Here is an 11298-nt window from a genome sequence, read left to right as displayed (position 1 = left end):
ATCGCCGAGCACGCCTGCGTCGAGAACTCCTCCATCGACCCCCTGCGCCAGGCCCGCACCACCCGCGCCGCCTGGTGGGAACGCGCCTTCATCGCCCCCTACTGGGTCAACTTCCATGCCGAGCACCACGTCTTCATGCACCTGCCCTGCTGGAGCCTGCCCCGCGCCCACCGCCTGCTGGCGGCCAGGGGCGTGACCGAGGGCATGGAAGTGGCGCCGGGCTACATCGAGGTGCTGCGGACGGCCTCGGCGAGGGCGGGGTGACCTGGAAACCCGGCCGTGGCCTGCTCGGCCCGCTAAAGCCCCTGCTGGGCGACTGGCGCTATAAGGGAGAGCACAACGGCGGGCCGCTGGTCTGCACGCGGCGGTTCGAGCCCTTCGGCAAGGGCTGGGTCCGGCTCGACGCTATCTGGGACATGCCCACCTTCAGCTACACGGAAACCGCCTTCTTCGGCGCGGGCGAGGACGGAGCGCTCGCCTTCTTCTCCTTCACCTCCGACGGCAAGCGGTCGCAGGGCCGGCTGGCGGACGGCTCCGACGTCCATGCCCAGGCCGTCGCCTTGGAGGCGCAGATGCCGCAAGGCCTCGCGCGCTTCATCTACTGGCCGCTGGAGGACGGCGGGCCGGGCTTCCGCTTCGCGGTCGAGAGCCGCACCAAGAAGGGCTGGAACCGCTTCCTGCTTCACGAGTATCGAGCGGCGTGAGCATCGCCGATCCCGCCGCCTTCATACGCGACAACACCCGCCTCCAGCCCGTCAGCCACACGCCCGAGATTCGGCTGTGGCTGGCCGACGAGGTCACGCCGATCTGGCGGCTGACCGAGGAGGAGCTCGGCGAGATGGGCCTGCCGCCGCCCTTCTGGGCCTTCGCCTGGGCCGGCGGTCAGGCCTTGGCGCGCTATCTGCTGGATCATCCCGAGGAGGCGCGCGGCCGCCGCGTGCTCGACTTCGCCACCGGCTCCGGCCTGGTCGGCATCGCGGCGATGAAGTCGGGCGCCGCGCATGTGCTGGGCAGCGACATAGACCCCTTCGCCGAGGCCGCCGTCCGGGCCAACGCCGAGGCCAACGGCGTGCGCCTGGACTTCACCACCGCCGACCTGCTGGGCGGCCCGCCGCCCGAGGTCGAGCTGATCTGCGCCGCCGACGTCTTCTATGAAAAGCCGATGGCCGACCGCGTCCTGCCATGGCTGCGCCAGGCGGCGGATCGGGGAACGCGCGTCCTGATCGGCGACCCCGGCCGCACCTATTTCCCGAAGGAAGGCCTGGTCCGGCTGGCCGAATATCAGGTGCCGACCACGCGCGAACTGGAGGACCAGGCGGTCGAGCGAAGCGGGGTTTGGGCCCTGGCCTAAGCCGTCTCAGATCACGCCGGCGCGCAGCAGGTCGTGGACGTGCACGATGCCGACCGGGCGGCCCTGATCGACGACGAACAGCACGGTGATGCGCGCCTCGTTCATCAGCTTGAGCGCCTCGGCGGCGAGAGTGTCGGGCGTCACGGTCTTGGGGGCCGGGGTCATCACCTCGGCGGCCGAGTGGGCCATCAGGCCTTCCATGTGCCGGCGCAGGTCGCCGTCGGTGATCAGCCCTTCGAGCCGACCGGAGCCGTCGGTCACCCCGACGCAGCCGAAACGGCGCTGCGTCATTTCCAGGAGCGCCTGCTGCATGGAGACGTCGCCCGTCACCAGCGGCAGTTCGTCGGCCCCATGCATCAGGTCGCGCACGGTGCGCAGCATGGCCCCGAGCTTTCCGCCCGGATGGAACACCCGGAAGTCCTGGGCCGTGAAGCCGCGCCGCTCCAGCAGGGCCACCGCCAGGGCGTCGCCCAGCGCGATCTGCAGCGTGGTCGAGGTGGTCGGGGCGTCGACCTGCGGTGTCGCCTCGGGCGCGTCGGGCAGCAGCAGCAGGATGTCCGCAGCCCGGCCCAGCGCGCTCTCGGCCCGCGCCGTCATGGCGATCAGGGGCGCACCGAAACGCTTGGCGTAGGCGACCACATCGGCGAGCTCGCGGGTCTCGCCGGACTTGGACAGGGCCAGGATCGCGTCTTCCGGCCCGATCATGCCGAGGTCGCCGTGACTGGCCTCGGTGGCGTGGACGAAGATGGCCGGCCGCCCCGTGGAGGCCAGGGTGGCGGCGATCTTGCGGGCGACGTGGCCGGACTTGCCCACGCCGGTGCAGATGACCCGGCCGGTCAGGTCCGACAGGCGCGACACGGCCTGTTCGAAAGCCTCGCCGAGCGAGGCCGACAGCTGCTCCAGCGCGCGCGCCTCGATCTCGAGGACGCGACGGCCGACGGTCAGCGCGTCACTCACCGGCGAGCTCCTCGACCGCGACCGCGGACTCTTCGACCGGCTCAGCTTCCTCGACGGGCGCGGTCTCAGCCGCCGCCTCGGCCGGCGCAGGCGCGGGCGCCGGCGCGCGCGTCTCGTCCAGGCCGGTCGCCGAGCGCGGCGGCCAGACCAGGGCCAGGGCGATCAGGCCGACGGCGACCAGCCCCGAAAGCGCGTAGAAGACCTTGTCCGACATGGTCCGGCCTATAGCCGCTGGCGCGGCGGCCTCCAACCCGGCGCTTGACGGGCGCGGCGGCCGGGGTCTAGCCCACGCCTTCGTCACCAAGGGATATCGATGCCGCTTCTGATCCTGCTGCGCCACGGCCAGAGCCAGTGGAACCTCGAGAACCGCTTCACCGGCTGGGTCGACGTCGACCTGACCGAGACCGGCGAGGCCCAGGCCAGAAAGGCCGGCGAACTGATCAAGTCGTCAGAGCTGCACGTCGACGAGTGCTTCACCTCGGTCCTGACCCGCGCCATCCGGACCGCCAATCTGGCGCTCGACGCGTCTGGACAGACCTTCGTGCCGGTGACCAAGGACTGGCGGCTGAACGAGCGCCACTACGGCGGCCTGACCGGGCTGGACAAGGCCGAGACGGCGGCCAGGCATGGTGAGGACCAGGTCAAGATCTGGCGGCGCAGCTACGACATCCCCCCGCCGGACCTGGCCCCGGGCGGCGAGCACGACTTCGCCTCGGACCGCCGCTATCTCGAAGCCCAGGTCCCGGCCACCGAGAGCCTCAAGACCACGCTCGACCGCGTCCTGCCCTACTGGGAGGAGGCCATCGCGCCGCGCCTGAAGCTGGGCCGGAACGTGCTGGTCGCCGCCCACGGCAACTCGCTGCGCGCCATCGTCAAGCACCTGTTCAAGGTGTCGGACGAGGCCATCGTCGGCGTCGAGATCCCGACCGGCAACCCCTTGGCCATCGTGCTCGACGATAGCCTCGATCCGCTGTCGGCCAAGTATCTCGACGAGGAGCGGGCCGTGGACCTGCCGGAGCTGCCATGAGCCAGACCGACGACGATCGCCGCTTCATGGCCCGCGCCATCGAACTGGCCGAGGCCCAGCTCGGCCAGACGGCCCCCAACCCGCCGGTCGGCTGCGTCCTGGTCAAGGACGGCCGGGTGCTGGCCGAGGCCGCCACCTCGCGCGGCGGCCGCCCGCATGCGGAGGAACAGGCCATTCCCTCGGCCGGCGAGTCCGCCCGTGGTGCCACCGCCTATGTCACCATGGAGCCCTGCGGGGCCCGGTCCTCGGGCCGGCTTTCCTGCGCCCAGCGGCTGATCGACGCCGGCGTCAACCGGGTCGTGGTGGCCTGCGAAGACCCTTCCCCTTTCGCCGCCGGCCGGGGCGTCGAGAAGCTCAGGGCCGCCGGTCTGGAGGTTGAGCTGGGCGTCATGGCGCAAGAGGCGTCCGTCCTCGCCGAGGGCTATCTGAATCGCCTCAGGACCGGCCTGCCGCTGGTCCGCATCAGCCCGGACGGCCAGGGCTTCGACGCCCGCTTCGCCGCCGCGCCCCAGGCGGACCTCGAGGCCGAACTGCGCCGCCTCGGCGAAGCCGGCTACATGCGCGTCTGGGTGCCCGACGGCGCCCTGGCCCAGGCTCTGGAGATCAAGGGCCTGCTGGCTCGCTGAACGCGGTTAGCGCGAGGGTTTCCTTAACGCGTCCGCGCTAGCCTTCGCGGCGATGCAGAACCGCGTCCATTCTCATGAAGTCAGGCGGCTGACCCAGGCCGAGGCGGACGCGATCTGCGCCCGCCACGAACGGCTGTGGCGCGCCCAGCCCGGCGGGGCGCGGGCCGTCTTCGGCTGGTGCGACCTGTCCGGCCTCAGCCTGAAGGGCCGCAATCTCTCCGACGCCGACTTCTCGGCCACGGTCATGCACGGGACGGACCTGTCCGGCTGCCGGCTAGATAACGCCAACTTCTTCGGGGCCGATCTCCAGGAGGCGGACCTGTCGGGCGCCTCGCTGCGCCGGGCCGATCTCAGGGGCGCCTGCCTTCGGGGGGCAGACCTGTCCGGCGCCGACCTGTTCGAGTCCGACCTGCGCGAAGGGACCCTGGCCGCATCGGACCGCGAGGCGGGCTTCCGCGTGGTCAAGCCGGCCGACCGCGCCGCCGACGCCAGCGGCGTCAGCCTCGTCGGCGCCAATCTCGAACGTTCGCGACTGGCGGGGATCGTGGCGGTGCGCGCCGATTTCACCGACGCCCTGATGCGGGACTGCAAGCTCGTCCGGGCCAACCTCAAACAGGCGAGCCTGGCCGGGGCGGACCTGGCGGGGGCGGACCTCTCGGGCGCCGACCTGTCGGGCGCTGACCTGACCGACGCGGTCCTGGTCGGCGTGAAGTCCGAGCTCTGGCGCACCGACGGCGCGCGCATGCAGGGCGTGCTGACCGACGAGAAGTCCAGCCAGCCGGGCGTCTCTCCGCTCGAGGCCGCGGAGCGGCTGGGCGCTCACTCGCGCTGGTGCGAAACCTCGGGCGCCGAAGGCCGCCCCTCGGTGTTCGACGGTCTGGACCTTCGCGCGCTCAAGACCGTGCGCGGCTTCAATCTCACCGCCCTGTCGGCCAAGGGCGCGGTCTTCTACGGCCTCGACATGGAAGGCGTGCAGCTTCAGGGCGCGCACCTGGAGGGCGCCGACCTGCGCGCCTGCAAGCTCCGGGGCGCGGACCTGCGCGGCGCCCGTCTCGCCGGCGCGCGGCTCAACGGCGCGGACCTGCGAGAGGCGCATCTCGGCCCGCTGCTGATCGGCGAGGACCGGCTGCTGGCGGCGGATCTGTCCGGAGCGGTGCTGCGGGGCGCCGATCTCGCCGGCGCGGACCTGAAGCACGCTCGGCTCGTTCAGGCTGACCTTCGACGCGCCAATCTGCACGGCGCCGCGACGAGGCTGGCCGTCTTCACCCTCGCCCGACTCGACGGCGCGCGCGGCGGCGAGTCCATCTGCACGGAGGCCTGGACGTGAGCAGCTCCCCCAACGGCCGCCGTCTCCTCAGCCAGGGTGACTTCGACCTGCTCGCCCAGGCGCACGAACGCTATGTCACGGGCCGATCCGGCGGCCGACGCGCCATGCTCAAATTCATCGACCTGTCGGGCCTGGACCTGTCCGGCCGGATCCTCGACGACGCGGACTTCACCGGCTGCGTCTTCGATGGCGCACGCCTGATCAGGGCCCGTCTGGAACGCGCCGTCCTGTTCGGCTGCGACCTGAGAAAGGCCGACCTGCGCGGCGCCAACCTGCGTCGCGCCGATCTCCGCGGGACCTGCCTGAAGGGCGCCAACCTGTCGCTGGCCGACCTGACCCAGGCGGATTTCCGCGAAGGTCGCATCGGCGTGCCCCATCCCGAAAAGGGGCTGACCGCCCTTCGCCACGAGAGCCGCACCGGCGAGGCCGACGAGGCCAACTTCTCCGGTGCGACGCTCGAGAACGCCAACTTCAATGGCGTTTCGGCCTTCGCCGCCGACTTCACCGACTGCGCCATGCGGGGCGCGAAGCTGGCGGGCGCCAATCTCAAGGACGCCAATCTCGCGGGGGCCATCCTGGAGGGGGCGGACATCGCCGGCGCCAACATGGAGGGCGCCAACTTCCTCGGCGCGGTCCTGACTGGCGTGGACGTGAGCCGAGCCAACCTGAACCGCGCCAACCTGGACGGATGCCTGCGCGCGCCATCGACGGACGCGGGCGGGATCGACGCCCTGGCCCAGGCGATCGCGGCCTCCGAGACCTGGTCCCGCAGCGGCGGCCAGTCGGGATCCCCGGCCCGCCTCGACGGCGCCGACCTGCGGCCGCTGCTGGACGGGCTGCGCGGCCGACGCCTGCCGGCGATCAGCGCGCGCCAGGCCTGCCTCGTGGGCATGGACCTGTCCAATATCGAGCTGCAGGGCGCCAATCTGGAGGGCGCCGACCTGCGGGGCGTGAACCTGCGAGGAGCGGATTTGCGCGGCGCGCGCCTGGCCGGGGCCAATCTGGTCAAGGCGGACCTTCGCCAGGCTCAGTTCGGGCCTCTGCCGTTGGGCGCGGACCGGTCGATACCGGTGACGCTTGGCGGAGCTCAGCTCCGCTACGTGCAGCTCCAGGGCGCCGACCTGTCCGGGGCCGTGCTCGAGAAGGCCGACCTCAGGGGCGCCGATCTCAACGGCTGCATCCTGCGCGGAGCCAAGCTCGCGGGCGCAAGGCTCGACGGCGTCGAGGGCCTGGACCTCGCCGCATAGAAAAAGGCGGCCCCTCGCCGGGACCGCCCTCTGTTCAAACCGTGGCGCCTTAGGCCGACTTCAGCTTCTTGGTCTCGGCCTTGGCATCGATGGTCTCGGCGCCGGCCGGGACGATCGGGATGCGGCGGGCCTTCAGGGCCTCGGGCAGCTGGCGCTCCAGATCGAGCGACAGCAGGCCGTTCTCCAGCCGGGCGCCGGTCACCACCACATAGTCGGCCAGCTGGAAGCGGCGCTCGAAGTCACGCTCGGCCAGGCCCCGATGCAGGAACTGACGGCCTTCGCCCTGGTCATTGGCCGTCTTGCGGCCGGTGACCACCAGCACGTTCTCCTTGGCTTCGACGTTCAGCTCGTCGGGCCGGAAACCGGCGACGGCGATCTCGATGCGGTACTGGTTTTCGCCGGTCGTCTCGATGTTGTAGGGCGGCCAACCCGCCGGCTCGGCCCGCGAGGCGGACTCCAGCAGCGAGAACAGCCGGTCGAAGCCGACGGCCGAACGGGTGAGGGGGGTGAAATCATAGCTGCGCATGTCGTTCCTCCTGCAAGCAGCAAGGTGAACCGCCCCGCGTCTGCCTGGGACGGTCAAGGGATCGGATCGTGCCGGCCCGGATGGCGCCGGCTTGACCCGCGAAGGCCCGACCATCGGCGCCTTCGCCGTATGAGTTAGGGAGCCGAAATCGCCCCGCAAGGGGTCCGGGCTTGGGTCTGGCCAACGGCGCCGCTAGGGTGCGGCCAAACCTTCGGAGACCAGATGATGCGCCTGACCGCAGCCCTTCTCGCCCTCGGACTCCTCGCCACGCCGGCCATCGCCAGCGCCCAGCTTGTCGAGCGCGGTCAGGCCCCCCGGCCCGAGTTCGCAGAGGATGAGAACCTGCAGGCGGTGATCGATTCTCCGCTTCGCTCCGACGCGCACCGCGCGCGCGACGTCTACCGCCGTCCGTTCGAGAGCCTGATTTTCTGGGGGCTGACGCCGGGCATGACCGTGGTCGAGATCGAGCCCGGCTCGGAAGCCTGGTGGACGGAGATCCTCGCGCCCTACGCCGCGCGCACCGGCGGCCGCTACGTCGCCGCCTGGATCGACACGGCGAACCCGCAGACCTCGGAGGCCGCACGCAACGCCAGAGCGGCGCTCGAGGCAAGGTTCGCTGCGGACCGCGCCACCTTCGGCGAGGCGACCGTCGTGGACTTCGGGCCCCAGTCCGGCGTCGGCCTGCCCGACCAGTCCGCCGACATGGTCCTGGTCGCCCGCGCTTTCCATAACTGGGCCCAGGCCGAAGGCCGCACCGACCGTTACATGGCCGAGTTCTTCCGCGTCCTGAGGCCCGGCGGCGTGCTGGCGATCGAACAGCATCGCGCCGTGGAGGGCCTGAACGTCGCCGAGACCGCGCCGACCGGGTATGTCCCTGAAAGCTATGTGATCCAGGCCGCGCAAAGGGCCGGCTTCGTGCTCGACGCGCGCAGCGACGTGAACGCGAATCCGATGGATTCGCGCGATCACCCGTTCGGCGTCTGGACGCTGCCGCCCGTGCGGCGCTCGAGCCAAAACGGCCGGACACTCACCGACGCCGAGCGGGCGCACTTCGACGCCATCGGGGAATCGGACCGGATGACCCTGCGATTCCGCCGTCCGGAAACCCCCGCGCAATAAGTTATTGCTAAGCTTGAGCCTGCTTTGACGCTCGGGGGCGAGCGGGTTAAGCGAAGCCACCAGCCGGTTCGGTGCTTCGCCCTAGTCGAGAGCGCGCATGCCATCTTCCTCCAAGAGGTCCGTTCGACCCGTCAGCAGGCGCGGCCTGCTGCTCGGCGCCGCGGGCCTCGCGCTGGCGGCTTGCCAACCCCGTGACGGCGCGGCCGAAAAGAGCGAAACCCCCGCCGCCGGACCTGACGAAGGCTCCCTTGCCTGGGCGGTCGCGGGAGCCTGGCGCGCGGACGGCCGCGTGCGCGACCGCTGGCGCCACCCGATCGAGACGCTCGACTTCTTTGAAATCTCTCCCGAGGCGACGGTGCTGGAGTTCTGGCCCGGCGCGGGCTGGTGGACCGAGATCCTGGCCCCGTATCTGGCCGGGGGCGGCGGGCACCTCTACGCCGCGACCTTCCAGGTGGACCGGTCGGCCGATGGCGCGGCGTCCAACATGGCCACCGCCCAGATCGTTGCCCGCTTCCGCGAGCGCTTCACGGGCAACCGGCTGTATGGCGACGTCGAGTTGACCGAATTCGGTCCCACGAGCGGCCCGGCCGCCCCGGCAGGCTCCATCGACCTGGCCCTGTTCATGTGCAACCTGCACAACTGGATGGCGGCGGGCATCGCTGAAAAGGCCTTCGCCGACGCCTATGCCGCGCTCAAGCCGGGCGGGGTGCTGGGTGTGGTGCAGCATCGCGCCGATGTCGGCGAGACCCAGGATCCGGCCGCCACCAACGGCTATGTCCAGGAGGCCTTCGTAAAGCAGCTGGCGGCCGAGGCCGGGTTCGCCTTCGTCGCCTCCAGCGAAGTCAACGCCAATCCGGACGACACCAAGGACCATCCCTTCGGCGTCTGGACCCTGCCGCCCGAAAGCCTGACCGCCCCGCGCGGCGAGCCCGCCAATCCGGCCTTTGACCGGACGCCCTATGACGCCATCGGCGAATCCGACCGCATGACCCTCAAGTTCAGGAAGCCCACCGCGTGAACCGCGCCGCCGCATACGCCGCCAATGCGCCTCTGATGGGCGTGCCGGGCGCCATGCCGCCTCCCGGAGGTCAGGGCGAATGGTTTCGCGGCGCTGGGTCCCTGCGCCTGCGCGCCGCCTTCTGGACGCCAGCGACCGAGCCGCGCGGCACGGTCATCCTGTCGCCGGGCCGGACCGAGCCCATCGAAAAATACTACGAGGCAATCGGCGACATGCTGGCGCGCGGCTTCTGCGTGCTGGCCCACGACTGGCGCGGCCAGGGGCTGTCGGCGCGCCTGCTGCCCGACCGGCTGAAGGGCCACGCGCGGGCGGTCGAGGAGTTCCTGGACGACTATCAGCGCCTGCTGGACGCCTTCGCCGAGCGCGCGCCCCGGCCGTGGATCGCTGTCGGCCATTCGATGGGCGCGGCGCTGAATCTGCTGACGCTGCAGGCGCACGAGCCCCGCATCGACGGCGCGCTTCTGGTCAGCCCGATGCTCAGGATCAAGACGGGAAAGCGGTCGATGTGGTCGGTGAAGCTGGCCGTCCGCTGGAACCTGCGCCACGGCAAGTCTGCGGACTATGTGCTGGACGATCCGGACGATCCCTTCGAGCACACCTTCGAGGAAGACGCCCTGACCTCGGACGCGCATCGCTATGACCTGTGGCGGCAGCAGCTGTACGCCTGCCCGCACCTGGCCGTCGGCGGCGTGACCTGGGCCTGGCTGGCCGTGGCTCTGGACATCGGCGAGCGGGCGCTCAAACCGCGTGCGCTGAAATCGGTCAAGCAGCCCGTCGCCATCGTCCAGGCCGGCGAGGACGACCGCGTCTGGAAGCAGACCAACCGCTGGGCCGCCAAGCGGCTCGGCCGCGGCCGTTACGTCGAGGTTCCCGGCGCCAAGCACGAGGTCCTGCTGGAGCTCGACGAGCGCCGGGCCGCCTTCCTGCGCGAGTTCGACGCCATGGCCGACTATCTGACCGCGCGCGCGGCCAGACAGGCGGCCTGACGCGAGATCAGGCCTGATCGCCCTCGGCGTGCAGTGACTTGGCCAGGTCCAGCAGCCGGCGGCGCGGCCGCTCCTCCAGCTGATAGTAGGCCTGGATCAGGTCGAGCGTTTCCTTGCGGGAAAACATGTCGCTGCGCTCGGGCTGGACCTCCTTGCGCTCCATCGCCTCGGCCAGGCCGTCGAAGAAGTAGCTGACCGGCGTCTCGAGCGCCTCGGCCAGCTGCCACAGGCGGGCCGCCGAGATGCGGTTGGCCCCGCATTCGTACTTCTGGATCTGCTGGAAGCGGATGCCCACGTGCACCGCCAGCTGCTGTTGCGTCAGGCCGAGCAGCCGGCGACGACGCCGCAGCCGCTTGCCCAGGTGAAGATCGATCTCGGTCGCCATGCGCCCCGCTCCGCTTCCGTTTCCGACCGTCCCGATCTGGGACGGCTCGCCTGGGAAGCGGCAAGCTGCATGCCGAATGCGTCAAATGCGCGAACGGGCGGCCCGTCGCCGGACCGCCCGCCACGTTCTGCAGAACGGCCGATTAGCTTTGGGGGCGAACCGTACCGTGCTCCGAGGACGGCTGATCATGACGATGCTGTCCGCCTTCGGAACCGCTCACCTGGGGCCGACGACGGAACTGGTAGGCCGTGAGGTCCGCCGTCAGTTCGCCAGTGCCGCCGCCCGAGACCGACGTGGCTTCGACGCCGCGGACTACGCCGTCGGCTCCGCGCACGAGCAGCTGTTGAGCTTGTCCCGCCGAGTTCCGGGCCACCCCAACCAGCTGGCCGAGGTTGTCACCGCCGCTCGAGCGGACGGACGCTCCGATCGAGGCGTCGAAATCGACCGAGGCGCCGTTGCGACTGACAGAGGCGTCGGCCGAAGCATCGGCGCGGGCACGGGCGTTCGCATCGATATCGCGGGCGTCGCGAGCCGCATCGCGGGCGTCACGGACGGTGTCGCGAGCGAAGTCCGTGGTTCCACGAACCGTATCCCGAACACCCAAATCGCCGGTGCGGGCGCCGAGCCCGCCGGTCACGTTGCCGCCCACGCCCCCCACTACCTGGGCGGAGGCCGGGGCCGCGAAAGCAATCAGGGCGGCACCGGCCAGCAAAGCGGTCATACGCATGA

15 protein-coding genes are annotated in these 11298 nt (G+C 70.9%); 10 read left to right on the top strand and 5 right to left on the bottom strand.

The window, feature by feature from the left end; genetic code table 11:
- The 3 genes from Q0M60_RS04105 to Q0M60_RS04095 all read left to right on the top strand — a co-directional run.
- The coding region (locus Q0M60_RS04105; protein WP_296816266.1) for a fatty acid desaturase at positions 1–264 on the top strand (264 nt) is incomplete at its 5' end.
- The gene (locus tag Q0M60_RS04100) at positions 261–704 is read left to right on the top strand and encodes a hypothetical protein (RefSeq protein ID WP_296816263.1); all 444 of its coding nucleotides are present in this window, start codon (positions 261–263) and stop codon (positions 702–704) included. The genes Q0M60_RS04105 and Q0M60_RS04100, both read left to right, overlap by 4 nt.
- Entirely contained in the window at positions 701–1351 is a 651-nt protein-coding gene (locus Q0M60_RS04095; protein ID WP_296816260.1) for a methyltransferase, read from the top strand. Before Q0M60_RS04100 ends, Q0M60_RS04095 begins: the two co-directional genes overlap by 4 nt.
- Before the next feature lie 6 nt (positions 1352–1357).
- On the opposite strand, the gene Q0M60_RS04090 is transcribed toward Q0M60_RS04095, so the two are convergent.
- Positions 1358–2308 carry a KpsF/GutQ family sugar-phosphate isomerase gene (locus tag Q0M60_RS04090; protein ID WP_296816257.1) on the bottom strand — a complete coding sequence of 317 codons (951 nt, stop codon included), beginning with the start codon at positions 2306–2308 and terminating at the stop codon, positions 1358–1360.
- Positions 2301–2522 (bottom strand): hypothetical protein, encoded by a 222-nt coding sequence (locus Q0M60_RS04085; protein WP_296816255.1) that lies wholly within the window; start codon positions 2520–2522, stop codon positions 2301–2303. The genes Q0M60_RS04090 and Q0M60_RS04085 overlap by 8 nt, the downstream gene beginning before the upstream one ends.
- Positions 2523–2621: 99 nt before the next feature.
- On the opposite strand from Q0M60_RS04085, the gene gpmA reads away from it, so the two are divergent.
- Genes gpmA through Q0M60_RS04065 form a run of 4 tightly spaced genes read left to right on the top strand, consistent with a single transcriptional unit; the run spans position 2622 to position 6535 of the window.
- A complete protein-coding gene (gene gpmA / locus Q0M60_RS04080; protein WP_296816252.1) occupies positions 2622–3335 on the top strand; it encodes a 2,3-diphosphoglycerate-dependent phosphoglycerate mutase in 714 nt (237 codons plus the stop codon).
- Positions 3332–3961, top strand: coding sequence for a bifunctional diaminohydroxyphosphoribosylaminopyrimidine deaminase/5-amino-6-(5-phosphoribosylamino)uracil reductase RibD (gene ribD / locus Q0M60_RS04075; RefSeq protein WP_296816250.1), 630 nt, complete (start codon positions 3332–3334; stop codon positions 3959–3961). The genes gpmA and ribD overlap by 4 nt, the downstream gene beginning before the upstream one ends.
- Positions 3962–4013: 52 nt before the next feature.
- Entirely contained in the window at positions 4014–5288 is a 1275-nt protein-coding gene (locus Q0M60_RS04070) for a pentapeptide repeat-containing protein (RefSeq protein WP_296816247.1), read from the top strand.
- Complete coding sequence (locus Q0M60_RS04065; RefSeq protein ID WP_366855522.1) at positions 5285–6535, top strand: pentapeptide repeat-containing protein; 1251 nt, start codon at positions 5285–5287, stop codon at positions 6533–6535. The genes Q0M60_RS04070 and Q0M60_RS04065 overlap by 4 nt, the downstream gene beginning before the upstream one ends.
- A gap of 49 nt (positions 6536–6584) precedes the next feature.
- Here Q0M60_RS04065 and Q0M60_RS04060 read toward each other — a convergent pair whose 3' ends face one another.
- On the bottom strand, positions 6585–7061 hold the full coding sequence (locus Q0M60_RS04060) for an Hsp20 family protein (protein ID WP_296816245.1): 477 nt from the start codon (positions 7059–7061) through the stop codon (positions 6585–6587).
- Between the two features lie 222 nt (positions 7062–7283).
- Here Q0M60_RS04060 and Q0M60_RS04055 point away from each other — a divergent pair, with 222 nt between their 5' ends.
- The 3 genes from Q0M60_RS04055 to Q0M60_RS04045 all read left to right on the top strand — a co-directional run bounded on the left by Q0M60_RS04055 (position 7284) and on the right by Q0M60_RS04045 (position 10184).
- On the top strand, positions 7284–8180 hold the full coding sequence (locus Q0M60_RS04055) for a methyltransferase domain-containing protein (protein ID WP_296816243.1): 897 nt from the start codon (positions 7284–7286) through the stop codon (positions 8178–8180).
- A 97-nt stretch (positions 8181–8277) separates the two neighbouring features.
- The gene (locus tag Q0M60_RS04050) at positions 8278–9198 is read left to right on the top strand and encodes a methyltransferase (RefSeq protein ID WP_296816241.1); all 921 of its coding nucleotides are present in this window, start codon (positions 8278–8280) and stop codon (positions 9196–9198) included.
- Positions 9195–10184 carry an alpha/beta hydrolase gene (locus Q0M60_RS04045; RefSeq protein WP_296816238.1) on the top strand — a complete coding sequence of 330 codons (990 nt, stop codon included), beginning with the start codon at positions 9195–9197 and terminating at the stop codon, positions 10182–10184. The genes Q0M60_RS04050 and Q0M60_RS04045 overlap by 4 nt, the downstream gene beginning before the upstream one ends.
- Before the next feature lie 7 nt (positions 10185–10191).
- Here Q0M60_RS04045 and Q0M60_RS04040 read toward each other — a convergent pair whose 3' ends face one another.
- Positions 10192–10569: a helix-turn-helix transcriptional regulator gene (locus Q0M60_RS04040; RefSeq protein ID WP_296816235.1), complete on the bottom strand. Its 378-nt coding sequence runs from the start codon at positions 10567–10569 to the stop codon at positions 10192–10194.
- Positions 10570–10711: 142 nt separating this feature from the next.
- On the bottom strand, positions 10712–11296 hold the full coding sequence (locus tag Q0M60_RS04035; RefSeq protein WP_296816232.1) for a hypothetical protein: 585 nt from the start codon (positions 11294–11296) through the stop codon (positions 10712–10714).
- Between the last annotated feature and the right edge of the window lie 2 nt (positions 11297–11298).

It is taken from the genome of Brevundimonas sp., from assembly GCF_024711105.1.
Classification (GTDB): domain Bacteria; phylum Pseudomonadota; class Alphaproteobacteria; order Caulobacterales; family Caulobacteraceae; genus Brevundimonas.
Note: the sequence above shows the minus strand (reverse complement) of the source record. Positions and strands in the feature narration are given on the sequence as shown.